Raw genomic sequence first — 24,337 nt, forward strand, 5'->3', positions numbered from 1 at the left:
AAGCCCCCGCACAGACGAAGAAGCCCGCCACCCCGGAAAGGGGCGGCGGGCTTCTTCGTGAGCGAGGTCCTTACTCGGACTTCTTCTCGACAGCGTCCTCGGCGGCAGCCTCGGCTGCTTCGCCCTCGGCCTGCGACTCGGCGCCGGCGGTCTCCTCAGCAGGAGCCTCTTCGACGGGAGCCTCCTCAGCGGGAGCCTCCTCGACGACCTCGGCCGGCTTCTCAGCCTTCTCGGCCTTCGGAGCGGCGGCCTTCTTGGTCGACTTCGCCTTCGGGGTGACGGGCTCGAGGACGAGCTCGATCACGGCCATCGGAGCGTTGTCGCCCTTGCGGTTGCCGACCTTCGTGATGCGGGTGTAGCCACCCTCGCGCTCGGCGACGAGCGGCGCGATCTCGGAGAACAGGATGTGCACGACTTCCTTGTCACCGATGACCGACAGCACGCGACGACGCGCGTGCAGGTCGCCACGCTTGGCGAAGGTGATCAGACGCTCGGCGAGCGGACGAAGGCGCTTGGCCTTGGTCTCGGTCGTCTTGATCGACTTGTGGGTGTAGAGCGCCGCCGCGAGGTTGGCAAGCATGAGGCGCTCGTGTGCGGGGCCGCCTCCGAGGCGGGGACCCTTAGTGGGCTTGGGCATAATCGTCTAACTCCTGGTCAGAAAGGTCGGGTATCAGAAGGACTCGTCTTCGCTGCCGCCGTAGAAGTGGGCGCCGTCGAAACCGGGCACCGAATCCTTGAGCGACAGACCGAGCGAGATGAGCTTGTCGCGCACCTCGTCGACCGACTTCTGGCCGAAATTGCGGATGTTCATGAGCTGCGTCTCCGACAGGGCGACGAGCTCAGAAACGGTGTTGATGCCCTCACGCTTCAGGCAGTTGTACGAGCGGACCGACAGGTCGAGGTCCTCGATCGGCATCGACAGCTCGCTGGAGTTCACAGCCTCCACCGGCGCCGGGCCGATCTCGATGCCCTCGGCCTCGACGTTCAGCTCGCGGGCGAGACCGAACAGCTCGGTGAGCGTCTTCGCAGCCGAGGCGACGGCGTCGCGCGGGCTGATCGCCGACTTGGTCTCGACGTCGAGGACGAGCTTGTCGAAGTCGGTGCGCTCCCCGGCACGGGTCGCGTCGACGCGGTAGCTGACCTTGAGGACCGGCGAGTAGATCGAGTCGATCGGGATCTGACCGGCCTCGGCGTACTCGTTGCGGTTCTGCGTCGCCGAGACGTAGCCACGGCCACGCTCGATCGTGAGCTCCAGCTCGAACTTCGCGGTGTCGTTCAGCGTCGCGATGACGAGCTCGGGGTTGTGCACCTCGACACCGGCCGGAGCCGAGATGTCAGCGGCGGTGACTTCGCCCGCACCGGTCTTGCGCAGGTACGCGGTGATGGGCTCATCGCGCTCGCTCGAGACGACGAGCTGCTTGATGTTGAGGATGATCTCGGTGACATCCTCCTTCACGCCGGGGATGGTGCTGAACTCGTGCAGCACGCCGTCGATGCGAACGCTGGTGACAGCAGCACCGGGGATCGACGACAGCAGGCTGCGGCGCAGCGCGTTGCCGATCGTGTAACCGAAGCCGGGCTCCAGAGGCTCGATGATGAACCGGCTACGGTTCTCGACGATCTTTTCCTCGGTCAGTGTGGGACGCTGTGCAATAAGCACTCTGTGTTCCTTTCGATCACATGCCCGCTATATGACATGTGGTGGGGTGAGGTTTTGAGTTGTGGAAGTCGATGCCCGCGTGCGGGCGTCGAGCCGCTCGGACCCGAAGGACCGAGCGGCTCGAACGCGCGTCAGACGCGGCGACGCTTCGGCGGGCGGCAGCCGTTGTGCGCCTGCGGGGTGACGTCCTGGATCGAACCCACCTCGAGGCCGGCGGCCTGCAGCGAGCGGATCGCGGTCTCGCGGCCGGAGCCCGGACCCTTCACGAGCACGTCGACCTTCTTGACGCCGTGCTCCGCAGCCTGGCGAGCAGCCGACTCGGCAGCCATGCCGGCGGCGTACGGGGTCGACTTGCGGGAGCCCTTGAAGCCCACGCCACCCGACGATGCCCAGGCGATGACGGCGCCGGACGGGTCGGTGATCGAGACGATGGTGTTGTTGAACGTCGACTTGATGTGGGCCTGGCCCAGCGCGATGTTCTTCTTTTCCTTGCGGCGCGGCTTGCGCGCGGCGGCCTTGGGTGCAGCCATGAAAGTGTTCTCCTAGTCCCTGGGGCCGCGCTTAGCGGGCCTTCTTCTTGCCTGCGACGGTGCGCTTCGGGCCCTTGCGGGTACGGGCGTTGGTCTTGGTGCGCTGACCACGGACCGGGAGACCACGACGGTGGCGGATGCCCTCGTAGGAGCCGATCTCGACCTTGCGGCGGATGTCTGCTGCAACCTCGCGGCGCAGGTCACCCTCCACCTTGTAGTTGCCTTCGATGTGGTCGCGGAGGGCGATCAGCTGGTCGTCGCTGAGGTCCTTCACGCGGATGCTCTCGTCGATGTCCGTCGCCTTGAGGATCTCGACCGAGCGGGTACGGCCGACGCCGTAGATGTAGGTAAGGGCGATCACCACGCGCTTGTCGCGCGGGATGTCAACGCCGGCAAGACGTGCCATGCGGTTCTCCTGGGTGTTGTGGAGGTGTGGAACAGGATCGGTGCCCGGGCCTCCGCCCGAGGTGTCCCCCGCTTCCGCGGGTTCTGATCCTGCCGTTGTGTGTATTCAGTTGTGAGATGTGCGCGAGCGGTGCCGCACAGCGGGGGCCTCAGCCCTGGCGCTGCTTGTGACGCGGGTTGCTCTTGCAGATCACCATGACGCGGCCGTGACGGCGGATCACCTTGCAGTGATCGCAGATGGGCTTGACGCTGGGGTTGACCTTCATGATGTTTCCTGTTCGCTGTCTTCGTACCGCCCCAGTCAGGGGCAGGCCGTTACTTCTCGACCGATCAGCGGTAGCGGTAGACGATACGGCCGCGGGTCAGGTCGTAGGGGCTGAGCTCCACGACCACACGGTCCTCGGGGATGATGCGGATGTAGTTCTGCCGCATCTTGCCGGAGATCGTTGCAAGGACCTTGTGTCCGTTGCTGAGCTCAACGCGGAACATCGCGTTGGGCAGAGCCTCGGAGATCACGCCCTCGATCTCGATGACACCGTCTTTCTTAGCCATAGCCTCGCTGACGCTTCTGCAGACCGGTCGATCTGCGGTGGGTGAATGGTTTGTGGTGCTGCGCCGACGGACACGCCGAATCAAGGCACAAAGCACCAAAGATCTATGTTAGACGCTCTGGAGCCATCCGGCAACTTGAGCCACCGGGCGGGAAGGCCCGGATCAGCTGATGAGGTCGGTGAGCTTCTTCAGGTCGGCGGGGTTCTGCAGGTCGAGACGCGTCCCGTTGACGTCCACGGTCGGCGTGCCCTTGATCTCGTGGGCCTTCGCCTGCGCAACGCCGAACTTGCGGTACGTCTCGTCAGTGATGCAGGAGACGGCGTCGTCCGCTCCGACCTGGCTCGCGAAACCCGCGAGCTGGTCAGTCGTGAGACCGGCCGAGTTCTCCTCCGGCTGGTTCTCGAACAGCACCTTGGCGTAGTCGAGGTAGAGGTCCGGGTTCGACTCGGCGACGCAGAAGGCCGCACCGGCCGAACGCGACGAGTACTCGGTCCCCTGGGAGTAGCGGTCGAGGATCGCGATCGGGTGGTACTCGAGCGTGATGCGCCCGTCGGCGGCCGCGGCCTCCAGCTGGGCGCCGAACTGATCCTCGAACGACTTGCAGACGGGGCACTGGAAGTCGACGTAGACGGCGATGGTGTCCTCGCCGTCACCGAACGAGATCGCACCGGTCTCCGAGTTGAAGGTGTCGTTGGCCTTGGGCGCTGCACCGGGCGCGGTCGCCTGGTTGTTGAGGAACACCACGAGTCCACCGATCGCCACCAGCACCACGACCACGGCGATGGACACGCCGATCGCGAACCAGTTGGTGTTGCTCTTCGCCGCTGCCATTACTTTCCGATCTCTCGAGGCTCGACCCCGAATGGGGCGAGTCCGGCTCTTCCGCCATCGGGCGCGGTGAGCACCCAGATACCACCATCATGCAGGGCGACGCTATGTTCCCAATGAGAGCCGTCCGTGCCGTCCACCGTCGTGACGGTCCAGTCGTCGTCCTCGATGAACGTCGCCTCGCCGCCCGCGGTGACCATGGGCTCGATCGCGAGCACCAGGCCCGGCTTGACCTCTTCGCCCCGGTCCGGGGTGCGGTAGTTGAACACGCTGGGGGCCTCGTGCATCTTGCGCCCGATGCCGTGGCCGACGTACTCGCGCAGGATGCCGTAGGGCTCTCCGGAGACCGCCGAGGGCCCCTGGGCTTCGATGTAGTCCTGGATCGCGGCACCGATCTCGTCGATCGAGGAGACGGATGCCATGGCGGCGATGCCCGCCCACATCGACCCCTCGGTGACGCGGGAGAGCTCTTCGCGCTGCGCGACCAGCTCGGGCCGCTCCAGGTCCGGTACGACCACGGTGATGGCGCTGTCGCCGTTCCAGCCGTGGAACTGCGCACCGCAGTCCACGGACACGATGTCACCCGGCTGGAGCACCCGGTCCCCCGGGATCCCGTGCACGACCTGCTCGTTCACGGAGATGCACGTGGTGTGGTGGTAGCCGCGCACCAGCTGGAAGTTCGACTCCGCGCCACGGGCGAGGATCGTGCGGTTCGCGACGGCATCCAGCTCGAGCGTCGTGACGCCCGCCTTGATCAGCGGTCGGACGGCGTCGAGCGCCGCCGCCGTGATCCGGCCGGGCTCGACCATGGCTCGCAGCTGAGCCGGGGTCTTGTAGATCGACCGGCGGAACATCTCAGGAAGCGGAGGCCGGGAGACGGAGACCGCGTGCGGCCAGCGCCGCGAAGATCCGCTCCGTGATCTCGTCGAGGGAGCCGACGCCGTCGATGCGGTCGACGATGCCCTTGGTGCCGTACACCTCGAGGATCGGAGCGGTCTCACGCTCGTAGATGTCGAGTCGGTGCCCGATGGCCTCCGGGGTGTCGTCCGAACGCCCCTGCTCGGTCGCGCGGAGCGTCAGGCGCTCCAGGCTCTCCTCGCGCGGCACGTCGAGCAGGATGACGGCGTCGAGCGCCTCCCCCTTCTCGGCGAGGAACGACTCGAGGTGGACGACCTGGGCGGTGTTGCGCGGGTACCCGTCGAGCAGGAACCCCTGCGCCGCGTCGTCCTGGGACAGACGGTCGCGCACGATCTCGCTCGTCAGCTCGTCCGGAACGAGGTCACCCTTGTCGAGGATCGCCGTGACCTGCTGGCCGAGGGGCGTCCCCTCCTTGATGTTCGCGCGGAAGATGTCACCGGTCGACACGACCGGGATGCCGTAGGACTCGGCGATGCGCACGCCCTGCGTGCCCTTTCCGGAGCCCTGCGGGCCGACGATGAGAAGACGTGCGGATGCTGTCATCGGAGAAGCCCTTCATAGTGACGCTGCTGCAGCTGCGCATCGATCTGCTTGACGGTCTCGAGACCGACGCCGACGATGATCAGGATCGACGCGCCGCCGAACGGGAAGTTCTGGTTGGCGCCGACCGTGGCCAGAGCGATCAGCGGGATGAGCGCGATCAGACCGAGGTACAGCGAACCGGGAAGCGTGATGCGCGTGAGGACGTAGTCGAGGTACTCGGCCGTCGGGCGCCCTGCGCGGATGCCCGGGATGAAGCCGCCGTACTTCTTCATGTTGTCGGCGACCTCGACCGGGTTGAACGTGATCGCGACGTAGAAGTACGTGAAGCCGATGATCAGCAGGAAGTACGCGGCCATGTAGAACGGGCTGTTGCCGGTCGTGAAGTGCGTCGTGATCCAGGTCACCCATTCCGGCGGCGTGGAACCGTCCTGCGGGGTGTTGAACTGGGCGATCAGTGCCGGGATGTACAGCAGCGACGAGGCGAAGATCACGGGGATCACACCCGCCATGTTGACCTTGATCGGGATGTAGGTGTTCGTACCGCCGTAGGTGCGGCGACCGACCATGCGCTTGGCGTACTGCACCGGGATGCGACGCTGCGACTGTTCGACGAAGACGACCAACCCCATCACGATGATCCCGACGAGGAGGACGAGAAGGAAGATCTCGAAGCCCTTCGTCTGCCAGATGAGGCCCATCGCGCCGGGGAACGTCGCGGCGATCGAGGTGAAGATGAGGAGCGACATGCCGTTGCCGATGCCGCGCTCGGTGACGAGCTCGGCGAACCACATGATGAGGCCGGTGCCGGCGGTCATCGCCATGATGATGAGCAGCTGCGCCCACCACACGTCGTTCGTGAGCAGCTGCTGGCAGGCGGCCAAGTCGGTCGACCCGAACAGCTGCCCGCTGCGCGCCACCGTGACGAGAGTCGTCGACTGGAGCAGCGCGAGGGCGATGGTGAGGTAACGCGTGTACTGGGTCAGACGGGCCTGACCGGCCTGTCCTTCCTTGTGCAACGCCTCGAAGTGCGGGATGACCACGCGGAGCAGCTGCGTGATGATCGTCGCGGTGATGTACGGCATGACGCCGAGCGCGAAGATCGACAGCTGCAGCAGTGCACCGCCGGAGAAGAGGTTGACCAGTCCGAGCAGACCATCGGTGCCCGCGTTCGCCGCAAGACACTCTTCGACGTTCGGGAAGTTCACGAACGGCGCCGGGACGTTGGAGCCCAGTCGGTAGATCGCGATGATGGCGAGAGTGAAACCGATCTTCCGGCGCAGGTCCGGGGTGCGGAAGATCCGCGCGATGGCGCTAAACAAGGACGTTCCTCCTGAAAAGGTTGCCGATTCCCGAAGGACGGCTGAAAGACCAGGGTAACGCAATCCCGGGTTCCCGGAATTCGCCACCGATACCAGGCCCGCCGGATGCGGCCCCAGAGCGAGGTCTCGGAGTGTGCAACCACAAGAGGGGCCGGAGAATCTCCGGCCCCTCTTGTGCAGCGGTTACTTGACGGATCCGCCCGCCGCCACGATCTTCTGCTCGGCAGAACCCGAGACCTTGTCGACCGAAACGGTGAGCTTCACGGCGATGTCGCCGTTACCGAGAACCTTGACCTTCTCGTTCTTGCGAACGGCACCCTTGGCGACGAGGTCGCCGATGGTGACGTCGCCACCCTTGGGGTACAGCTCCGCGAGCTTCTCCAGGTTCACGACCTGGTACTCCACGCGGAACGGGTTCTTGAACCCGCGCAGCTTCGGGGTGCGCATGTGCAGCGGCATCTGCCCACCCTCGAAGCCGACGCGAACGGTGTTGCGCGCCTTGGTGCCCTTGGTGCCGCGACCGGCGGTCTTGCCCTTGGAGCCCTCACCACGGCCGACGCGAGTCTTGGCGGTGTTGGATCCGGGGACCGGACGCAGGTGGTGGACCTTCAGCACGCCGGGGCGGGATGCCGGAGCATCCTTCTTCGGCGCAGCCTTCTTGGCCGCCGGCTTCTTGGCAGGAGCCTCGGCCTTGGCGTCAGCCGCGGCGGTCTTGGCCGGAGCCTTCTTCGCAGCGGGCTTCTTCTCGGCGGCAGCCTTGGGAGCTGCAGCCTTCTTCGTGGCCTTCTCAGCCTCGACGGCTTCGTTCTTCTCAGCCATTAGTCGATCTCCTCAACCTTGACGAGGTGTGCGACGGTCTTGACGTAACCGCGCGTCTGCGCGTCGTCGGGGCGGACGGTGGTGTCACCGATCCGCTTCAGACCGAGGCTGCGCAGCGTGTCGCGCTGGTTCTGCTTCTCGCTCACCTTGGACTTGATCTGCGTGACCTTCAGTCGCGCGGCCATCAGGCACCTACCTTCTGTGCGGCGATGGCCTCGGCCTCGGCGCGCACGAGGCGCGCAGGGGCGACCTGGTCGAACTCGAGGCCACGACGTGCGGCGACCGCACGAGGCTCCTCGAGCTGCTTCAGGGCGGTGACCGTCGCGTGCACGATGTTGATCGTGTTCGACGAGCCGAGCGACTTCGACAGCACGTCGTGGATACCGGCGCACTCGAGCACGGCGCGGACCGGACCACCGGCGATGACACCGGTACCGGCAGCGGCCGGGCGGAGCAGGACCACACCAGCGGCGGCCTCACCCTGCACGGGGTGCGGGATGGTGCTACCGACGCGCGGCACGCGGAAGAAGTTGCGCTTGGCCTCTTCGACACCCTTCGAGATCGCCAGGGGGACCTCACGGGCCTTGCCGTAGCCGACGCCGACCAGACCGTTGCCGTCACCGACGACCACGAGAGCGGTGAAGCTGAAGCGACGACCACCCTTCACGACCTTCGAGACACGGTTGATCGTGACGACGCGCTCCAGGAACTGGTTGTCACCACGGTCGCGCGAGTTGCGGTCGCGGCCACCCTGGTTGCGGTCACGACCGCCGCGGCGGCCATCACGCGAGTCGCGAGCCGGCTCAGCCTGCGTGGTGCCGGCAGCCGTCTCGGAAGTGGCAGCAGCCGCTTCGGTCACTTCGTTCTCCTTGTTGTCACTCACAGTGCCAGACCCCCCTCGCGGGCGCCGTCGGCGATGGCGGCGACACGACCGGCGTAGCGGTTGCCGCCACGGTCGAACACTGCCTCGGAAACGCCGGCAGCCTTCGCACGCTCGGCGAGGAGCTCGCCGACCTTGCGGGCCTTGGCGGTCTTGTCACCCTCGAGCGAGCGCAGGTCGGTCTCGAGCGTCGAAGCCGACGCCACGGTGTGACCCTTGCTGTCGTCGACCAGCTGCACGAAGACGTGGCGGGCCGAGCGGTTGACGACGAGACGCGGACGCGCCTCGGTGCCGACGACCTTCTTGCGAAGGCGGGCGTGACGACGCGCGCGGGCGTCAGACTTTGACTTGAGAGCCATGGTTACTTACCACTCTTTCCGGCCTTGCGACGCACGTTCTCGCCGGCGTAGCGCACACCCTTGCCCTTGTACGGCTCGGGCTTGCGGATCTTGCGGATGTTGGCAGCTGCCTCGCCGACAGCCTGCTTGTCGATCCCGCTGACGGTGAGCTTCGTGGTGCCCTCGACCGTGAGCGTGATGCCGGCGGGCGGGTCGATCAGGACCGGGTGCGAGAAGCCGAGGGCGAACTCGACCGAGCTGCCCTTCTGCTGCACGCGGTAACCGGTGCCGACGACCTCGAGACCCTTGGTGTAGCCCTGGGTCACGCCGATGATGTTGTTGTTGATGAGCGTGCGGGTCAGGCCGTGAAGCGACCGCGACTCGCGCTCGTCGTCGGGACGGGAGACCAGAACCTGGTTATCCTCGACCGCGACCTCGATGGGGCTGGCCACCGTGAGGGTGAGTTCACCCTTGGGGCCCTTCACCGCGACCTCACGGCCGTCGACCGAAACGGTCACGCCCGCGGGAACGTCGATGGGAAGTCGTCCAATACGCGACATTTCGAATTACCACACGTAGGCGAGAACTTCTCCGCCCACGCCCTTCTGCTCTGCCTGACGGTCGGTGAGAAGACCGGAGGAGGTGGACAGGATGGCCACGCCGAGGCCGCCGAGGACCGTGGGGAGCTCGGTGGACTTCGCGTAGACGCGGAGACCGGGCTTCGACACGCGCTTGATGCCGGCAATCGACCGCTCGCGGTTCGGGCCGTACTTCAGCGTCAGCGTGAGGTTCTTCCCGACGCGAGCGTCAGAGGTCTCCCAGCCGGCGATGTAGCCCTCCTGCTGGAGGATCTGGGCGATGTGCGTCTTGAGCTTGCTCGACGGCAGGGTCACGGAATCGTGGTGCGCCGAGTTCGCGTTACGCAGACGGGTCAGCAGATCTGCGACCGGGTCTGTCATTGTCATTGTTGTTTTCCTTTGTTCATGAGGTTCCGGCTGCCGTTACACGACAGACGGCCTGCGATGACACGCAATTTTCAATTGTACGTGCACATCGACGGGCTCAGTGACACGAGACCACTGAGCCCGTCAAAGGGTGTTACGCCTGTGCGTCTTCCGAGCGGAACGGGAAGCCGAGGTGACGGAGCAGCGCCCGACCCTCGTCATCCGTCTTCGCGGTGGTGACGACGGTGATGTCGAAACCGCGAACCCGGTCGATGCGGTCCTGATCGATCTCGTGGAACACGCTCTGCTCCTGGAGACCGAAGGTGTAGTTGCCGTTGCCGTCGAACTGCTTGGCCGAGAGACCGCGGAAGTCGCGGATACGGGGCAGTGCGAGCGAGACGAGGCGATCCACGAACTCCCACGCGCGGTCACCACGGAGGGTGACGTGCGCGCCGATGGCCTGGCCCTCACGCAGCTTGAACTGCGCGATGGACTTGCGGGCCTTCGTGACGATCGGCTTCTGGCCGGTGATCTTGGTGAGGTCGTCGACCGCGCCATCGATCACCTTGCTGTCGCGAGCTGCCTCGCCGACACCGGTGTTCACGACAACCTTGACCAGTCCGGGGATCTGCATGACGTTCGCGTAGCCGAACTCTTCCTGCAGGGCCTTCTTGATCTCGGAATTGTACTTCTGCTTCAGGCGCGGCTGGATCTTGCCAGCCGGCGCGGCAGTGTCGGTGCTCATCAGAGGTCCTTACCGCTCTTCTTCGCGTAGCGCACGCGGACGGTGCGCTTCACGCCGTCCTTCGTCTGCTCCTCGACCCGGTGGCCGACCTTGGTCGGCTTCTTGGTCGAGGGGTCGACGAGTGCGACGTTCGAGATGTGGATGGAGGCTTCGACGGTCTCGATGCCTCCGGTCTTGGTGCCACGCTGCGTCTGGCCGACGCGGGTGTGCTTGGTGACGTAGTTCACGCCTTCGACGATCACGCGGTTCTTCTCGGCAAGGACGTCGAGGACCTTGCCCTGCTTGCCGCGGTCACCGCCACGCTCCTGCGTGGCACCGGTGATGACCTGAACCAGGTCACCCTTCTTGATCTTCGCCATGATTAGATGACCTCCGGCGCCAGCGAGACGATCTTCATGAACTTCTTGTCGCGAAGCTCACGACCGACCGGCCCGAAGATACGGGTGCCGCGGGGCTCCCCGTCGTTCTTCAGGATCACTGCTGCGTTCTCGTCGAACTTGATGTAGGAGCCGTCCGGACGACGGACCTCCTTCTTGGTGCGGACGATGACCGCCTTGACGACGTCGCCCTTCTTCACGTTGCCACCGGGGATCGCGTCCTTGACGGTCGCGACGATGGTGTCGCCGAGACCCGCGTAACGACGCTTCGAGCCACCGAGAACGCGGATGGTGAGCAGCTCCTTGGCGCCGGTGTTGTCGGCGACCTTGAGTCGGGATTCCTGCTGAATCACTTGGCCTTCTCCAGAATCTCCACCAGACGCCAGCGCTTCGTGGCGCTCAGCGGGCGGGTCTCGTTGATGAGGACCAGGTCGCCGACGCCGGCGGAGTTCGCCTCGTCGTGCGCCTTGACCTTCGAGGTGCGGCGGATGACCTTGCCGTAAAGCGGGTGCTTCACGCGGTCCTCGACCTCGACCACGATGGTCTTGTCCATCTTGTCGCTGACGACGTAGCCGCGACGTGCCTTGCGGTAGCCGCGGGCAGCGGTGTCGCGGACGTCGTGCTCGGACGACTCGTGTCCTGCGGCCTGCGTCTCCACAGTCGCTTCCTTCTTGGTGGCCATCACTCAGCCTCTTCCTTCACGGCGTCGTCGGCGGAGTCCGCCTTCTTCGCCTTCGACTTGGTCGCCTTCTTGGCCGGAGCCTCGACCGGAGCGGGCGTCGCACGGATGCCCAGCTCGCGTTCGCGGATCACGGTGTAGAGGCGCGCGATGTCGCGCTTGACGGCGCGGATGCGGCCGTGGCTCTCCAGCTGGCCGGTGGCCGACTGGAAACGGAGGTTGAACAGCTCCTCCTTGGCCTTGCGCAGCTCCTCAACGAGGCGCTGGTCTTCGAATGTGTCGAGCTCTGCCGGGGCGAGCTCCTTGGTGCCGATCGCCATTACGCGTCGCCCTCCTCGCGCTTGATGATGCGTGCCTTGAGCGGCAGCTTGTGAATTGCACGGGTCAGAGCTTCGCGAGCGAGCTCCTCGTCGACACCCGCGACCTCGAAGAGGACACGGCCCGGCTTGACGTTCGCGACCCACCACTCGGGGGAACCCTTACCGGAACCCATGCGGGTCTCGGCAGGCTTCTTCGTGAGCGGACGGTCGGGGTAGATGTTGATCCACACCTTGCCACCACGCTTGATGTGACGGGTCATCGCGATACGAGCGGACTCGATCTGACGGTTCGTCACGTAAGCGGGCGTGAGGGCCTGGATACCGTACTCGCCGAAGGAGACCTTCGTGCCGCCGGTGGCCTGACCCGAGCGACCCGGGTGGTGCTGCTTGCGGAACTTGACCTTACGGGGGATGAGCATTATGCCGACGCTCCTTCTGCGACAGGTGCCTCGTTGCGCGGGGCACGGCGGCGGTCGCCACCACGGTCGTCACGACGAGCCTTGGGTGCGTTGGCCTGCTCGCGAGCGAGCTCCTTCGCGGTCAGGTCGCCCTTGTAGATCCAGACCTTCACGCCGATGCGGCCGAAGGTGGTCTTCGCCTCGTAGAAGCCGTAGTCGATGTTCGCGCGCAGCGTGTGCAGCGGCACACGACCCTCGCGGTAGAACTCCGAACGGCTCATCTCGGCGCCGCCGAGGCGGCCGGAGACCTGGATGCGGATGCCCTTGGCGCCGGCGCGCTGAGCGCCCTGCAGACCCTTGCGCATCGCACGACGGAACGCCACACGAGCAGAGAGCTGCTCGGCGATGCCCTGCGCGACGAGCTGAGCGTCGGCCTCGGGGTTCTTGACCTCGAGGATGTTCAGCTGGATCTGCTTGCCCGAGAGCTTCTCGAGGTCGCCGCGGATGCGCTCGGCCTCGGCGCCACGACGACCGATCACGATGCCCGGACGGGCGGTGTGGATGTCGACGCGGACGCGGTCACGGGTGCGCTCGATCTCGATGTTCGAGACACCGGCGCGGTCGAGCTGCGTCTTGAGCAGGTTGCGGATCTTGATGTCCTCGGCGACGTAGTCGGCGTAACGCTGACCGGGCTTCGTCGAGTCAGAGAACCAACGCGAGACGTGGTCCGTCGTGATGCCGAGACGGAAGCCGTACGGGTTTACCTTCTGTCCCATTACTTGCTCGCCTTCTTGTTGCTGTCGCCCGCAGCGGCCGGAGCCGCCTCAGGCGTCGAGAGCACGACCGTGATGTGGCTCGTGCGCTTCTTGATCTGGAAAGCGCGACCCTGTGCACGGGGCTGGAAACGCTTGAGCGTCGTGCCCTCGTCGACGTACGCGTTGGCCACGTACAGGTCCTGCTCGTCGAGGAACTCGCCGTCACGATCCGCCTTGACCTGCGCGTTGGCCATGGCCGACGCGACAAGCTTGTAGATCGGCTCACTGGCGCTCTGCTGTGCGAACTTCAGGATCGCCAGAGCCTCCTGGGCCTGCTTGCCCTTGATGAGCGCGACGACACGACGAGCCTTCTGCGGGGTCACGCGGATGTGCTTCACGCGTGCGATCGATTCGACCATTAGCGGCGCCGCCCCTTCTTGTCGTCCTTCTCGTGGCCGCGGAAGGTGCGGGTGGGCGCGAACTCGCCCAGCTTGTGACCGACCATGGTCTCGGACACGAACACAGGGATGTGCTTGCGTCCGTCGTGGACCGCGATCGTGTGACCCAGCATGGCCGGGATGATCATGGACCGACGGGACCAGGTCTTGATGACGTTCTTGGTGCCGGCTTCGTTCTGCACGACCACCTTGCGAAGCAGGTGCTCGTCGACGAAGGGGCCCTTCTTAAGACTGCGAGGCATCTTCTCTTACTCCTACTTGCGCTTCTTGCCGGCGTTACGACGACGCACGATGTACTTGTCGCTTTCCTTGTTGGCGTGACGGGTACGACCCTCAGCCTGGCCCCACGGGGAGACGGGGTGACGACCACCGGAGGTCTTACCCTCACCACCACCGTGCGGGTGGTCGACCGGGTTCATCGCGACACCACGGACGGTCGGGCGGACGCCCTTCCAGCGCATGCGGCCGGCCTTGCCCCAGTTGATGTTCGACTGCTCGGCGTTGCCGACCTCGCCGATGGTCGCGCGGCAGCGCGCATCGACGTTGCGGATCTCGCCCGAGGGGAGACGCAGCTGGGCGTAGGGACCGTCCTTGGCGACGAGACGGACGGATGCACCGGCCGAACGTGCCATCTTCGCGCCGCCACCGGGGCGGAGCTCGATCGCGTGGATGACGGTACCGGTGGGGATGTTCTTCAGCGGGAGGTTGTTTCCCGGCTTGATGTCAGCCCCGGCACCCGACTCGACGATGTCGCCCTGCTTCAGCTTCGCCGGAGCGAGGATGTAGCGCTTCTCACCGTCGAAGTAGTGCAGCAGCGCGATGCGCGCGGTGCGGTTGGGGTCGTACTCGATGTGAGCGACCTTGGCGTTGACGCCGTCCTTGTCGTTACGACGGAAGTCGATGACGCGGTACTGGCGCTTGTGGCCACCACCGATGTGACGGGTCGTGATGCGGCCCTGGTTGTTGCGACCACCGGTCTTCGAGAGCGGGCGCAGCAGCGACTTCTCCGGCGTCGATCGAGTGATCTCGGCGAAGTCAGCCACCGACGAGCCGCGACGGCCCGGGGTCGTGGGCTTGTACTTGCGAATAGCCATGATTGTCCTTATCCCCCGGATCAGCCGATTGCCGTGAAGATGTCGATGGTGCCCGACTTCAGGGTGACGATGGCGCGCTTGGTGTCCTTGCGCTTGCCGGTTCCGAAGCGGGTGCGGCGAGCCTTGCCGACGCGGTTGAGGGTGTTGACCCCTGCGACCTTGACGCCGAAGATCTTCTCGATGGCGAGCTTGATCTCGGTCTTCGAAGCGCGCGGGTCGACGAGGAAGGTGTACTTGCCCTCATCGATCAGCCCGTAGCTCTTCTCGGACACGACCGGCTTCAGGATGATGTCGCGCGGGTCCTTGTTCAGGGCCGTCTGGAGAACAGATGCCTGCTCGCTCATGCGGAGACCTCCTGGTTGGCGCCGGACTTGGAGGCGATGAAGCCCTCGAGCGCGGCCTGGGTGAAGACGATGTCGTCGGAGACGAGCACGTCGTATGCGTTGAGCTGGTCGAACGTCAGCACGTGCAGGTTCGACAGGTTGCGGATGCTCTTCAGCGTCACGTCGTCGTTGCGCTCGATCACGACGAGCACGTTCTTCGACGAGACGACGTTGGTGAGGAAGTTCACCGCGGTCTTCGTCGAGGGCGTGCCGTCGATCCCGAAGGACTCGATGGCGTGGATGCGGTCACCGCGGAAGCGGTCGCTGAGCGCGCCCAGCAGGGCGGCGGCGATCATCTTCTTGGGGGTGCGCTGCGAGTAGTCACGCGGCTTCGGGCCGTGGACGATGCCACCACCGGTCATGTGCGGCGCGCGGATGGAACCCTGACGGGCGTTACCCGTGCCCTTCTGCTTGAAGGGCTTGCGGCCGGCACCGGAGACCTCGCCACGACGCTTGGTCGAGTGCGTGCCCTGGCGAGCCGCCGCGAGCTGCGCGACGACGACCTGGTGGATGAGCGGGATGTTCGTCTTGGCGTCGAACAGCGCGGCGGGAAGCTCGATCGAGCCTGCCTTCTTGCCGTCTGCCTTGAGGACGTCGAGCGCGAGAGTGGAGTCAGCCATGATCAGGCACCCTTCACTGCGTTGCGGACATAGACGATGCGGCCACGAGCACCGGGGACGGCGCCCTTGACGAGCAGCAGACCCTTCTCGATGTCGACGGCGTGCACCGTGAGGTTGAGGACGGTCACGCGCTCGCCACCCATACGGCCGGCCATGCGCATGCCCTTGAAGACGCGGCTCGGGGTCGACGATGCGCCGATCGAGCCGGGCTTGCGGTGGTTGCGGTGCGAACCGTGCGAAGCCGAGACGCCCTTGAAGTTGTGGCGCTTCATGACACCGGCGAAGCCCTTGCCCTTGCTCGTGCCGACGACGTCGACGAGCTGGCCTGCCTCGAAGGTGCCGTCGACCGTGAGCTCCTGGCCCAGGCTGTAGTCGCCGGCGTCCGCGGTGCGGATCTCGGTGACGTGACGACGCGGCGTGACGCCGGCTGCCTCGAAGTGCGCGGAGAGCGGCTTGTTCACCTTGCGGGGGTCGATCTGGCCGTACGCGATCTGCACGGCGTTGTAGCCGTCCTTCTCGGGCGTGCGGACCTGGGTGACCACGTTGGGCGCCAGCTCGATGACGGTGACGGGAATGAGCTTGCCGCTCTCGTTCCACACCTGGGTCATACCGAGCTTCGTGCCCAGCATGCCCTTGGAAATCTTGGAGTTGATGTCAGCCATGTCGAACCTCAGAGCTTGATCTCGATGTTGACATCGGCCGGCAGGTCGAGGCGCATCAGCGAGTCGACGGCCTTGGGCGTCGGGTCGACGATGTCGATCAGACGCTTGTGGGTGCGCATCTCGAAGTGCTCGCGGCTGTCCTTGTACTTGTGCGGCGACCGGATGACGCACACGACGTTCTTCTCGGTCGGAAGGGGCACGGGACCGACGACAGTTGCACCCGCACGGGTCACGGTGTCGACGATCTTGCGTGCGGACGTGTCGATGACCTCGTGGTCATACGACTTCAGGCGAATGCGGATCTTCTGTCCCGCCATTGTCTGCTCTCTCTCTTTAGGCGTCATACCGTCCGGGACCGGGTGGCCCTGGGGCATTGGACGCACGTCGGCGCTGTTCGCGCCTCGGCACGAGAACGACTCTCGCGAATCGATCTGCTGCACCACTGTTCTTCTGTCAGCCGGACGCCATGAGGCGATCGGATGCCGACGTCCGCCGCGCACGGCGGAACCCTTCTCGGAGAAGGGGTGTCGGGGTGTGTTCTGCTACCCGCGGCCTAGAACCCTGCGCCATCCCGGAGGTGACGCCGTCTATGCACTGCCCTGGCAGTGATCCGACGCACGCACAGCGGCGACGGAATATCGAACCTGTCTATTCTGCCATGCCCGATTTCACTTCTGCAAACCCGGGCGTGTCGCGCTCTCCGCGCCGGCCTCCGAGCGGCCGGAAAACGGGTCAGATCGCAGGAGATAGCGGGGCGAGGCATCCCCATGCCTCGCCCCGCTTGGGGAGGGCGTTCAGTGCGAGGGGGCACACCGAACGCGAGTAGCTCGGCGTGAAGGGACGCCGAGCTCCTCGATCGAGGGCGCGGCGGAAGACCCGCCGCGCGGGCGGGGCGAAGTGGCGGCGCACAGATGGCGCGCTACGCACGATGATCCCCAAAATCAATTCCCCAGTTTTAGCACGGCATGAGCCGTGCAACTTCGGTGCGTCGAACCCCTTCGACGTACCAGGCCGCAAGATCCCCAGGCGGCTTCCGTCATCCTACTTGATCCGAGTGCGGAATCGCCACACTCGAGATCGGTCTGTCGGGGTGGGTGCGCGTGGCACCCACCCCGATGACTCACTCCGCTGCGGAATCGGTGCGACGACGCACGCCGCGGATCAGCAGGAACGATCCCCCGCCGAGGAGCAGGAGCAGCGCGGTCCAGAGCAGCACACCGCCCGCGAGGCCGGTCTGCGGCAGGATCTTGACGAAGGTGTTGGTGACCTCGACCTCGGTGGGCGCCACGGCGTCCGTGAGGTCCACGGCGGCGCGGATGCCCTCCGTCGTCGTCGCCGGGTCGACCGAGGTGGTCACGGTGATCGCCGTGCGCACCGCCGTCCCGGCATCCGTCTCGACGATGTCGCACTTCGCGTCGACGGGCAGCGACTCGTAGCCGGCCGTGTACCCGCCGGCGGCCGTCAGCTCACGGACCGCGCCACCGGGAACGGCGATCGGCCGGTCCTCACCGTCGGTCGGGAGCACGCACTGGAGCTCGACGGTGAACGGGCCGTCGGCCCCCTCCGCGTCCAGGTCGCCGATGCGCTTCTTCGTCACGACGATGGACGTGAGGTCGAACGTGTTCGTCGCCGTCACGGTCCAGGCCGGGTCGGTGCCCTCGCCGATCGTCACGGTCCCGTCCGTCGGATCGAGCACCGTGCTGGTGGCGCCGCCCGCCCCGATCTCCTCGACCACGCACGAGGTGCTGGTCGGGTAGGGGCCGAAGGACCGCATGCTGTTCGCCTCGAGCTCGAACTCCAGGGCGAGGATCTCCTGCCCGCGGTAGGTGCAGACCGCGCTGAAGGTGAAGGGTCCGGCTCCGTAGAGCGGCGCCCCGTCGCCGTCCACGTTCTTGACCACCGTGAGCACACCCGTGTCGAAGCTGTTCGTGAAGGACACCGCCGAGGCCGTGGTCCCCACCTCCACCTCGGCCGTGCCGTCGCCGAGGTCGGTGACGCCGGTGCCGGTGACCGTGATGCCGTTCGCCGCGGCGCTGTCGACCTCCGCGATCTCGCACGTCGAGCGCGCCGGGATCGTGTTCGTCGGCGCCGTGTAGGTCTCGCCGTCCTCGAGCGTGAAGGTCAGCTCGGTGGCTCCTCCGGCGAACGTGACCGGGATGCCGGTCGCGCTCGTGCAGGAGAGCGTGAAGTCGAACGGTCCGAAGACTCCCGCCGCGGCATCCGTGTCGACGGTCTTCGTGACCGACAGCCCGGAGTACTCGTAGGTGTTCACGAGCTCCACGACGGCGGACGACGGCACCGGGTCGCCGGGTGCGGTGACCTGGTCGATCGTCACCGTCGTCGGCGAACCGGAGCGGCTCGCCTCTCCGTACGACCCCGTCGTCCCCTGTTCGGAGACGGTGCAGGACGCCCCGAAGGGGATCCCGTCGATGCGCCGGGAGAAGTCGTCGCCCTCGTCGAGCACGAGCACCGCGTCGGCGCCCAGGTCGAGCGGGACGCCGTCGATGGTGCAGTCCACATCGGCGCGGAACGCGTCGGCCGCGTAGTCGGCTGCGGGTCCGGTGACCTGCTTGTCGACGCGCAGCGCGCCGACCACCAGGTGCACGCCCACGGGCGACGGTGCGATGCGCTGGAACCGTGTCTCGTCCGCATCGCGGAACTTCACACCGAACTGGTTCCAGGCGAACGAGTCGGATGCGGGCACGACCGCCGGAGCACCGGTGGCGTCATCCGCCGAGGCGACGACGTTGGTGGAGCTGTACGTCACGTCCACGAACTGACCGGGCGTCAGCGCGCCCGCCGTCGACGTGCGGAAGTCGAGGCTGACCCGGATGCCGGAGACGACCGACCAGTCCGTGTCGGCGTCCGCGACGGTCCACACCTCGCCGTTCTGGGCACACGGCGTCTGGTTCACCAGGTTCGCCCACGTTCCGGTGCAGACGCCGGTCGACGTGGTCACCTCGATCACGGTCGTGGTGCCCTGCGGCGCGTTCACGGCCAGGTCGTCCAGCATCTGCGGACGGTACGCCGAACCGCGGCTCGCTCCGGAGATGAGGGAGCGGTCGCCCGCGACGGGGAGCTGGTCGAACAGCACCATCTCCGCCATCTCGCTGGTCCCGCCGTTCTGCGCGCGCAGCACCCAGGAGTCGGTGCCGCCGATCTCGCTGTTGGCCGCGCAGGGCGAACGGAAGTACGCACCACCGGTCACGACGAGGTTCTGCTGGCAGATGACGTCGGGGCGACCCGGCAGGATCGCGCCCTGTCGCTCACCGCGCACGCCCTTCACGACGAACAGGCTCGTCGCGTTGGCGGGGGTCACGTAGTCGGTGGTGCCGCAGGTCGTGATGTCCGCGGCCCATGCTCCGGTGACCGATCCGCCGGCGAGGGAGTTGGTGCAGGACTCGAGGTTCTCCCCCGTGTGCACCGTCATCTGGTTGATGGCCTGCTGGCCGATGCCGAGTCCCGGCTGCAGCTGCAGCAGGATGCGCACCGAGAAGGTCTCCCCGGGCGCCATCCGGGAGCCGGCGGGCCACGCGAACACGAGCTCCGAGCCGTCCTGGACCATGCTCGCCGGCTCCGGCAGCAGACCTGCGGGGTCGGGAGTGTAGACGGGGGCGTCGCCGAGGTAGACGAGGTGCGACGGCAGCAGGTCGCGCAGCTCGTCGATCGTCAGGTAGCCCGTTCCGGTGTTGGTGAAGGACAGGTCCCACGGGACGGAGTCGCCGGCGGTCGCGACGTGGCTCAGCCCGTCGTTGACCTGCTTGTTCACCGAGATCCGGAAGGTGCCGGGGCTCAGCGCGACGGCGGCGCTGGTCGACTTCTCGGCCGACGTCTCACCGTTCAGGCGATCGCTGATCACGGTCACGGTGTTGGGAACGCTTCCCTGGAGGGCGATCGCCTCCCCGCTCCCCCGGTGCTCCTCACGGAGCTGCACGGTGAAGGCCGCGGTGGTGCTCCAGCGCGGTGCGGGGACGGTCGGCGAGAAGAACGCACCGTCGGCGCGCGAGAACGAGAAGCGGACGCCCTCGATCTCACCGAAGCGGTCCGCCGCCACCGGAACGGTGGCGCCGGCGATGGTCGTCGGAGCGGACGAGACCCACTCGTCGGAGCCGTCGGCGGCGAACGGCCCGTAGACCGCGACCGTCACCCGGTCGGCGCCGGCGGGCGGCGTGATCGCGCCGAGTCCGGTGAAGTCGAACGCATCCCAGAACTCGGGAGAGCCGGCGATGTCGTCGGTCAGGCGCACCTCGGCCGGCGACAGCGTGCTGACCGGGTTCGTACCCTGGTTGGCACCGAGGGTCACCGTCACCGGGGTGCCCTTGGTCGGCTCGGTGAGGGCGTTCGGCGACACCGTCTTGGTCGGTGCGACGTTGAGGTCGCCACCGGTCAGGGTCACGGCCACCGCGTCTCGCGCGCCGGTCAGTCGCCCGTCGCTCAGGATCGGGTCGTACGACTGGGCGAATACGCGGTTCGCGACGCCGACGCGTTCGTTCGCGGCGACGGTCTGCGCCGCGCCCGTGCTGCGCAGTGTCGGGCGCAGCTGCGTGTCCATCACGACGCGCAGCACGTTGGCCGGGGTGATCGTCCCGCCGCTCACCGCGGGGTCGGTGCCCTGGAACGTGACGCTGACACCCACGACGTCGCTCAGTGCCGCGGCATTCATCGCGTTGACCGCGGCGGCTGTCGTCTGCCCGGTGGAGTAGTCGCCGTCGGCATAGCGCAGCAGCCAGACGACACTCGCTGCGAGGTCGACCTGGTCCGCGATCGCGGCCGAGATCGTCACCTTGCGCAGGTCGAACCGCTCGAACGGGTTCCCCTGTCCGGGGGCCGTCAGCCACTCGATGTCATCGGTGTACGGGTCGGACTTCGCGCCCGCAGCCGTGCCGGCACTCTGGCACACCGTCATCGCGTCGCCGTCGGCGCACGCGGGCGGATCCGTCACCCGGATGTAGGACGCCCGTGCGACGGAGTCGTTCCGCGCCTCGAGGGTGAAGCGCGCCGTCGGGTACGTGGTCGGGTCGGTGCCCGCACGAGGCACGTGCAGCGGCGTCGTCGGCGTCACGGACTTGCGCACCGTGACACCGGGGCCGGGGTTCGTGATGATGATCGTGTCGCCGTCGGCGTCGGTCGCGACGGGACCGGTTCCGAGCGGCTGCCCGTCGATGCGGACGGTGTTCTCGACCGCGCCGGCATCCGCGGTGTTGTAGACGACGTCGTCGACCACCCACTCGCCGTCCGAGCGCTTCTGGTCACGGATCTGCCACGTCAGGTCGAACGTGCGCACCGCACTGCTCGAGCCGACACCGGCGCCGATCGCGGTGACCCACGGGTCGCCGGCCGCAGCAGCATCCGCCCGGGCCTGGTCGTTCGGCGAGAGGGCGATGCGGAACCCGGTGGCGTCCGCACGCTCCGCGTCGGTCAGCACGTATCCGACGAAGGCACCGCCCTGGATCCATCCGCCCGGGGGCTCCGTCACCGTCTGCCATGCGCCGCCGCGGTAGAGCTCCACGGCGTCGACGACGTCGTACTGCATGTACCAGCCATTGCTGAACGGCGCGCTGTTCGCGGGGATCGCATCGATCCGGGCGAGGTCGAAGGCGTCGTACACCGTGCCTGCCACGGCGCCGGGAGCGCTCGCGGGGTCGAAGGCGTCCGCTGCGGGAGCCGGGTCGGTGATGGCCACACGCCCGTAGCCCTCATCCACGCGCCAGCTCAGGGTCGTGCCGCGCAGCTGTCCGGACTGCGCCGACACGGTCGGCTCGCTCCAGCGCTTGTCGATCCCGATCGTGCCCTCGTTCGCGACGGTCTCGATCGTCGCGGTGGCCTCGTCGGTCGCGTCGTCGGAGAGGTCGGTGCCGCTCCCGGTCACACCGGTGCCGGTGGTCGTGGCCGTGTTGAGGTAGTCGGTGGGCTTGTCGTCGCCCGGGACCGTCGGTCCGCCGCTGCGCAGGTCACTGCGCGCCGTGGAGATCACGTACGGGGTGACCGTCGTCCCCGCGGCGAAGCCGGCCGGGTCGGTGTTCTCGAACGTGAAGCGGATGCCGCGCACATCGTCGATGGAGACCCCGCCGGGGAGCGCCGCGGCGATCTGGGCCGCGGTCATCGACACCTGATGGGGCTGCCCCTGTGCGGGGAAGACCTGAAGCTGACGCCAGGCGCCGTTCTCGTCCTGCACCTCGACGGTCAGCACGGTGTTCGACGGCACCTGCGTCGGAGCGATCGACGACAGGTTGAAGCCGTCCCAGAAGCCGCCGGTCCCCGTCCACGCGTCCTCGACGATGATCTTGTTCGGGGTGATGTAGTCCGACGTCGTGGTCAGGCTCGCAGCGAGCTCCGTGACGACCGGCTCGCCGGGTGCGACCGAGCCGGACGGGCGGATCTTCTTGGCGAGGGCGACGTCGATCTTCGGCTCGAGGAGCGTCAGGTCGGCGGTGTCGGTGTCTTCGGCGTCCACGCCGTTCTGCGCGAGCACCGATGTGGTGGCCGAGTTGGTGACCTTCCGCTCCGGCGCGCCGCCGATCGCGGCTTCGGTGGTCTGGATGGTGAAGTCGACGATGCTGCTGGCACCGGAGGCGATGCCGCCCCCCGTGGCGGTGAAGACCAGCTCGAAGCCGGAGATCGGGACGCTCGGCGCGGCCGGGATCGTGCCGTCCACGAGGGCCACCTCGATCGGCTCGCTGCCGTCGAGCGGGTGGTAGCGGAGCACGCCGGCCTCGGCGTCGCTCGGCCAGGTCGGCGCAGCGGTGAATCCGTCGAAGCGGATGTCGTCGTCGAAGAAGTCGAGGTCGGCGATCCGGAGCTCGTTCACACCCACGTCGGAGGTGTTCGTGCCGACGATCCGGGATGCCGCGTCGTCGCCCGCGGCGATGCGCTCGGGGTTGATGCTCTTGCTGGTGGCCGCCGCGATGGAGGCGGGGATCACGCGGTAGTTCGCGGTGGCGGTGTCGGTGACGGGATCGCGTCCCTCGACGGCAGCGGTCGCGACGACGACGTTGTCGACGGCGTGCACGGCCTTCGAGAGGTCGGCATCCGTGTTGCGGTGGCGGTCGCGCTGCTCGACCTGGATGGCGACGGTGCCGGTGGCCGACTCCGCGATCGCCGTGCCGGTGTAGGTCAGACGGATACCGCCGACTTCGGCGGGGTCCACTCCGGAGGGGAGCTCGGGCGTGGTGGCGGGAGGCCCGGGGACCCACTGCCACGTGCCGTCCGCCTGCTGCAGGTACAGGTCGACCTGCACCGCGTCGGCACCCGCCGGAAGCGCGGCGTTGCCGAAGCCGGTGAAGTCGGTGATGGTGAACGGGTTGCTCGCGTCGAGCGTCGCTGCGCCATCGCTCGCGGACGACGGCTCCTGCACGATCAGCTTCTCGACGGGGCCGTTCGAGGCGTTCTTGACCGCGAGGTCGATCGTGGAGGGCGAGCCGGGGTTGAAGCTCTGCGGCGACGGCGACCAGGCCTTGGTCACATCGACGTCGATGATCGCCGGCGTGATCACCGTGATGGTGGCGTCGTCCTTCGCCGGAGCGGAGTTGGTCGCCTCCGTCTGGGCCTCGTTGGTGATGGTCTGCGTGCCGGGAGGCAGGTCCGACGGCACCTGGAGCGTGATGGTCACGGTGAACGTCTGACCGTTCTGCAGGCCGGTGCCCACCGGAGCGCTGATGGCCCCGGTGAAGTCCACGTCGAGCACGGTGTCGGCGGTCACGATGGACGGCGCCGTGGTGCCGACGGCGCCGTCGACCGTCCATGTCACGTCGCGCGGAACGTTGGTGGCGGCGGGCTGCATCGCCACGTTCTGGATCGAGTAACCCGCGAGGCCGGCGGGAAGCGCGTCGTGCAGCTTCGCGTCCAGGCACGACTGCTCGGAGCAGTTCACCGCGATCGTGTAGGTGAAGGGCTGGCCGGGCGAGACCTGAGCCGGCGAGACGCTCTTGGAGACTGTGAGGTACTCCGGGTCGCCCTCGGCCGCGACGGCGGCTCCTGTCGGAACGACCAATCCGGCGACGAGGAGCGCGATCGTGACGAGAGTGGCCCACACCCCCCGCGAGCGTCCGGCGATCATCGGCTTGCTGGTTGCGCGCACAGCGGTATCCCCTCATCGGCGCTGACGATGTCA

The 24,337-nt window shown here is 67.0% G+C and carries 31 protein-coding genes; all 31 read right to left on the bottom strand.

Annotation, left to right across the window (positions count from 1 at the left end; translation table 11 throughout):
- Positions 1-70 precede the first annotated feature (70 nt).
- The 31 genes from rplQ to MME74_RS14130 all read right to left on the bottom strand — a co-directional run bounded on the left by rplQ (position 71) and on the right by MME74_RS14130 (position 24,304).
- Positions 71-637 (bottom strand): 50S ribosomal protein L17, encoded by a 567-nt coding sequence (gene rplQ, locus MME74_RS13980; protein ID WP_267415676.1) that lies wholly within the window; start codon positions 635-637, stop codon positions 71-73.
- Between the two features lie 33 nt (positions 638-670).
- A complete protein-coding gene (locus tag MME74_RS13985; RefSeq protein ID WP_017201565.1) occupies positions 671-1,660 on the bottom strand; it encodes a DNA-directed RNA polymerase subunit alpha in 990 nt (329 codons plus the stop codon).
- Positions 1,661-1,791: 131 nt separating this feature from the next.
- Positions 1,792-2,190: a 30S ribosomal protein S11 gene (gene rpsK / locus MME74_RS13990; protein WP_017829189.1), complete on the bottom strand. Its 399-nt coding sequence runs from the start codon at positions 2,188-2,190 to the stop codon at positions 1,792-1,794.
- 31 nt (positions 2,191-2,221) lie between these two features.
- Positions 2,222-2,596, bottom strand: coding sequence for a 30S ribosomal protein S13 (gene rpsM, locus MME74_RS13995; protein ID WP_017201568.1), 375 nt, complete (start codon positions 2,594-2,596; stop codon positions 2,222-2,224).
- Between the two features lie 148 nt (positions 2,597-2,744).
- Positions 2,745-2,861 carry a 50S ribosomal protein L36 gene (gene rpmJ / locus MME74_RS14000; protein ID WP_005050492.1) on the bottom strand — a complete coding sequence of 39 codons (117 nt, stop codon included), beginning with the start codon at positions 2,859-2,861 and terminating at the stop codon, positions 2,745-2,747.
- Positions 2,862-2,925: 64 nt separating this feature from the next.
- Entirely contained in the window at positions 2,926-3,147 is a 222-nt protein-coding gene (infA, locus tag MME74_RS14005; RefSeq protein ID WP_017201569.1) for a translation initiation factor IF-1, read from the bottom strand.
- Between the two features lie 162 nt (positions 3,148-3,309).
- Positions 3,310-3,978: a DsbA family protein gene (locus tag MME74_RS14010; RefSeq protein ID WP_267415677.1), complete on the bottom strand. Its 669-nt coding sequence runs from the start codon at positions 3,976-3,978 to the stop codon at positions 3,310-3,312.
- Positions 3,978-4,829: a type I methionyl aminopeptidase gene (gene map, locus MME74_RS14015; protein WP_267415678.1), complete on the bottom strand. Its 852-nt coding sequence runs from the start codon at positions 4,827-4,829 to the stop codon at positions 3,978-3,980. The genes MME74_RS14010 and map overlap by 1 nt, the downstream gene beginning before the upstream one ends.
- Position 4,830: 1 nt before the next feature.
- The gene (locus MME74_RS14020; protein WP_267415679.1) at positions 4,831-5,436 is read right to left on the bottom strand and encodes an adenylate kinase; all 606 of its coding nucleotides are present in this window, start codon (positions 5,434-5,436) and stop codon (positions 4,831-4,833) included.
- Positions 5,433-6,755: a preprotein translocase subunit SecY gene (gene secY / locus MME74_RS14025; protein ID WP_267415680.1), complete on the bottom strand. Its 1,323-nt coding sequence runs from the start codon at positions 6,753-6,755 to the stop codon at positions 5,433-5,435. The genes MME74_RS14020 and secY overlap by 4 nt, the downstream gene beginning before the upstream one ends.
- A gap of 183 nt (positions 6,756-6,938) precedes the next feature.
- Entirely contained in the window at positions 6,939-7,574 is a 636-nt protein-coding gene (rplO, locus tag MME74_RS14030) for a 50S ribosomal protein L15 (protein ID WP_267415681.1), read from the bottom strand.
- Positions 7,574-7,759: a 50S ribosomal protein L30 gene (gene rpmD / locus MME74_RS14035; protein ID WP_017201575.1), complete on the bottom strand. Its 186-nt coding sequence runs from the start codon at positions 7,757-7,759 to the stop codon at positions 7,574-7,576. The genes rplO and rpmD overlap by 1 nt, the downstream gene beginning before the upstream one ends.
- Positions 7,759-8,457: a 30S ribosomal protein S5 gene (rpsE, locus tag MME74_RS14040; protein WP_416383321.1), complete on the bottom strand. Its 699-nt coding sequence runs from the start codon at positions 8,455-8,457 to the stop codon at positions 7,759-7,761. Before rpsE ends, rpmD begins: the two co-directional genes overlap by 1 nt.
- Positions 8,454-8,813 (bottom strand): 50S ribosomal protein L18, encoded by a 360-nt coding sequence (rplR, locus tag MME74_RS14045; RefSeq protein ID WP_017201578.1) that lies wholly within the window; start codon positions 8,811-8,813, stop codon positions 8,454-8,456. Before rplR ends, rpsE begins: the two co-directional genes overlap by 4 nt.
- Before the next feature lie 2 nt (positions 8,814-8,815).
- Positions 8,816-9,352, bottom strand: a complete 537-nt coding sequence (gene rplF, locus MME74_RS14050; RefSeq protein ID WP_267415682.1) for a 50S ribosomal protein L6 — start codon at positions 9,350-9,352, stop codon at positions 8,816-8,818.
- A gap of 6 nt (positions 9,353-9,358) precedes the next feature.
- Positions 9,359-9,757 carry a 30S ribosomal protein S8 gene (gene rpsH / locus MME74_RS14055; RefSeq protein WP_017829198.1) on the bottom strand — a complete coding sequence of 133 codons (399 nt, stop codon included), beginning with the start codon at positions 9,755-9,757 and terminating at the stop codon, positions 9,359-9,361.
- A 133-nt stretch (positions 9,758-9,890) separates the two neighbouring features.
- On the bottom strand, positions 9,891-10,481 hold the full coding sequence (gene rplE, locus MME74_RS14060; RefSeq protein ID WP_267415683.1) for a 50S ribosomal protein L5: 591 nt from the start codon (positions 10,479-10,481) through the stop codon (positions 9,891-9,893).
- On the bottom strand, positions 10,481-10,840 hold the full coding sequence (gene rplX, locus MME74_RS14065) for a 50S ribosomal protein L24 (RefSeq protein ID WP_017829200.1): 360 nt from the start codon (positions 10,838-10,840) through the stop codon (positions 10,481-10,483). The genes rplE and rplX overlap by 1 nt, the downstream gene beginning before the upstream one ends.
- Positions 10,841-10,842: 2 nt before the next feature.
- Positions 10,843-11,211, bottom strand: coding sequence for a 50S ribosomal protein L14 (gene rplN, locus MME74_RS14070; RefSeq protein ID WP_017201583.1), 369 nt, complete (start codon positions 11,209-11,211; stop codon positions 10,843-10,845).
- Complete coding sequence (rpsQ, locus tag MME74_RS14075) at positions 11,208-11,540, bottom strand: 30S ribosomal protein S17 (protein WP_267415684.1); 333 nt, start codon at positions 11,538-11,540, stop codon at positions 11,208-11,210. The genes rplN and rpsQ overlap by 4 nt, the downstream gene beginning before the upstream one ends.
- Complete coding sequence (rpmC, locus tag MME74_RS14080; protein ID WP_017829202.1) at positions 11,540-11,857, bottom strand: 50S ribosomal protein L29; 318 nt, start codon at positions 11,855-11,857, stop codon at positions 11,540-11,542. Before rpmC ends, rpsQ begins: the two co-directional genes overlap by 1 nt.
- Entirely contained in the window at positions 11,857-12,276 is a 420-nt protein-coding gene (gene rplP / locus MME74_RS14085; RefSeq protein ID WP_017829203.1) for a 50S ribosomal protein L16, read from the bottom strand. Before rplP ends, rpmC begins: the two co-directional genes overlap by 1 nt.
- Positions 12,276-13,031, bottom strand: a complete 756-nt coding sequence (gene rpsC, locus MME74_RS14090; protein WP_017201587.1) for a 30S ribosomal protein S3 — start codon at positions 13,029-13,031, stop codon at positions 12,276-12,278. Before rpsC ends, rplP begins: the two co-directional genes overlap by 1 nt.
- A complete protein-coding gene (rplV, locus tag MME74_RS14095) occupies positions 13,031-13,429 on the bottom strand; it encodes a 50S ribosomal protein L22 (protein ID WP_144874271.1) in 399 nt (132 codons plus the stop codon). The genes rpsC and rplV overlap by 1 nt, the downstream gene beginning before the upstream one ends.
- Positions 13,429-13,710 (bottom strand): 30S ribosomal protein S19, encoded by a 282-nt coding sequence (gene rpsS / locus MME74_RS14100; RefSeq protein ID WP_017201589.1) that lies wholly within the window; start codon positions 13,708-13,710, stop codon positions 13,429-13,431. Before rpsS ends, rplV begins: the two co-directional genes overlap by 1 nt.
- Before the next feature lie 12 nt (positions 13,711-13,722).
- Positions 13,723-14,562, bottom strand: coding sequence for a 50S ribosomal protein L2 (gene rplB, locus MME74_RS14105; RefSeq protein WP_017201590.1), 840 nt, complete (start codon positions 14,560-14,562; stop codon positions 13,723-13,725).
- 20 nt (positions 14,563-14,582) lie between these two features.
- Positions 14,583-14,906: a 50S ribosomal protein L23 gene (gene rplW, locus MME74_RS14110; protein WP_017829206.1), complete on the bottom strand. Its 324-nt coding sequence runs from the start codon at positions 14,904-14,906 to the stop codon at positions 14,583-14,585.
- Positions 14,903-15,565, bottom strand: coding sequence for a 50S ribosomal protein L4 (rplD, locus tag MME74_RS14115; protein ID WP_021201122.1), 663 nt, complete (start codon positions 15,563-15,565; stop codon positions 14,903-14,905). The genes rplW and rplD overlap by 4 nt, the downstream gene beginning before the upstream one ends.
- A gap of 2 nt (positions 15,566-15,567) precedes the next feature.
- A complete protein-coding gene (rplC, locus tag MME74_RS14120; protein ID WP_267415688.1) occupies positions 15,568-16,227 on the bottom strand; it encodes a 50S ribosomal protein L3 in 660 nt (219 codons plus the stop codon).
- Positions 16,228-16,235: 8 nt separating this feature from the next.
- The gene (gene rpsJ, locus MME74_RS14125; RefSeq protein WP_017201594.1) at positions 16,236-16,544 is read right to left on the bottom strand and encodes a 30S ribosomal protein S10; all 309 of its coding nucleotides are present in this window, start codon (positions 16,542-16,544) and stop codon (positions 16,236-16,238) included.
- A gap of 803 nt (positions 16,545-17,347) precedes the next feature.
- On the bottom strand, positions 17,348-24,304 hold the full coding sequence (locus MME74_RS14130) for a DUF5979 domain-containing protein (protein WP_267415689.1): 6,957 nt from the start codon (positions 24,302-24,304) through the stop codon (positions 17,348-17,350).
- Positions 24,305-24,337 lie beyond the last annotated feature (33 nt).

The organism is Microbacterium oxydans, from assembly GCF_026559675.1.
In the GTDB taxonomy this organism is placed as follows: Bacteria; Actinomycetota; Actinomycetes; order Actinomycetales; family Microbacteriaceae; genus Microbacterium; species Microbacterium oxydans_D.

Bases quoted from the DNA above. Each gene is read 5' to 3' on its own strand.
- rplQ (WP_267415676.1), bottom strand. From the start codon at position 637: ATGCCCAAGCCCACTAAGGGTCCCCGCCTCGGAGGCGGCCCCGCACAC.
- rpsK (WP_017829189.1), bottom strand. From the start codon at position 2,190: ATGGCTGCACCCAAGGCCGCCGCGCGCAAGCCGCGCCGCAAGGAAAAG.
- rpsM (WP_017201568.1), bottom strand. From the start codon at position 2,596: ATGGCACGTCTTGCCGGCGTTGACATCCCGCGCGACAAGCGCGTGGTG.
- rpmJ (WP_005050492.1), bottom strand. From the start codon at position 2,861: ATGAAGGTCAACCCCAGCGTCAAGCCCATCTGCGATCACTGCAAGGTG.
- infA (WP_017201569.1), bottom strand. From the start codon at position 3,147: ATGGCTAAGAAAGACGGTGTCATCGAGATCGAGGGCGTGATCTCCGAG.
- MME74_RS14010 (WP_267415677.1), bottom strand. From the start codon at position 3,978: ATGGCAGCGGCGAAGAGCAACACCAACTGGTTCGCGATCGGCGTGTCC.
- map (WP_267415678.1), bottom strand. From the start codon at position 4,829: ATGTTCCGCCGGTCGATCTACAAGACCCCGGCTCAGCTGCGAGCCATG.
- MME74_RS14020 (WP_267415679.1), bottom strand. From the start codon at position 5,436: ATGACAGCATCCGCACGTCTTCTCATCGTCGGCCCGCAGGGCTCCGGA.
- rplO (WP_267415681.1), bottom strand. From the start codon at position 7,574: ATGGCTGAGAAGAACGAAGCCGTCGAGGCTGAGAAGGCCACGAAGAAG.
- rpmD (WP_017201575.1), bottom strand. From the start codon at position 7,759: ATGGCCGCGCGACTGAAGGTCACGCAGATCAAGTCCAAGGTGAGCGAG.
- rplR (WP_017201578.1), bottom strand. From the start codon at position 8,813: ATGGCTCTCAAGTCAAAGTCTGACGCCCGCGCGCGTCGTCACGCCCGC.
- rplF (WP_267415682.1), bottom strand. From the start codon at position 9,352: ATGTCGCGTATTGGACGACTTCCCATCGACGTTCCCGCGGGCGTGACC.
- rpsH (WP_017829198.1), bottom strand. From the start codon at position 9,757: ATGACAATGACAGACCCGGTCGCAGATCTGCTGACCCGTCTGCGTAAC.
- rplE (WP_267415683.1), bottom strand. From the start codon at position 10,481: ATGAGCACCGACACTGCCGCGCCGGCTGGCAAGATCCAGCCGCGCCTG.
- rplX (WP_017829200.1), bottom strand. From the start codon at position 10,840: ATGGCGAAGATCAAGAAGGGTGACCTGGTTCAGGTCATCACCGGTGCC.
- rpsQ (WP_267415684.1), bottom strand. From the start codon at position 11,540: ATGGCCACCAAGAAGGAAGCGACTGTGGAGACGCAGGCCGCAGGACAC.
- rpmC (WP_017829202.1), bottom strand. From the start codon at position 11,857: ATGGCGATCGGCACCAAGGAGCTCGCCCCGGCAGAGCTCGACACATTC.
- rplP (WP_017829203.1), bottom strand. From the start codon at position 12,276: ATGCTCATCCCCCGTAAGGTCAAGTTCCGCAAGCAGCACCACCCGGGT.
- rpsC (WP_017201587.1), bottom strand. From the start codon at position 13,031: ATGGGACAGAAGGTAAACCCGTACGGCTTCCGTCTCGGCATCACGACG.
- rplV (WP_144874271.1), bottom strand. From the start codon at position 13,429: ATGGTCGAATCGATCGCACGCGTGAAGCACATCCGCGTGACCCCGCAG.
- rpsS (WP_017201589.1), bottom strand. From the start codon at position 13,710: ATGCCTCGCAGTCTTAAGAAGGGCCCCTTCGTCGACGAGCACCTGCTT.
- rplB (WP_017201590.1), bottom strand. From the start codon at position 14,562: ATGGCTATTCGCAAGTACAAGCCCACGACCCCGGGCCGTCGCGGCTCG.
- rplW (WP_017829206.1), bottom strand. From the start codon at position 14,906: ATGAGCGAGCAGGCATCTGTTCTCCAGACGGCCCTGAACAAGGACCCG.
- rplD (WP_021201122.1), bottom strand. From the start codon at position 15,565: ATGGCTGACTCCACTCTCGCGCTCGACGTCCTCAAGGCAGACGGCAAG.
- rplC (WP_267415688.1), bottom strand. From the start codon at position 16,227: ATGGCTGACATCAACTCCAAGATTTCCAAGGGCATGCTGGGCACGAAG.
- rpsJ (WP_017201594.1), bottom strand. From the start codon at position 16,544: ATGGCGGGACAGAAGATCCGCATTCGCCTGAAGTCGTATGACCACGAG.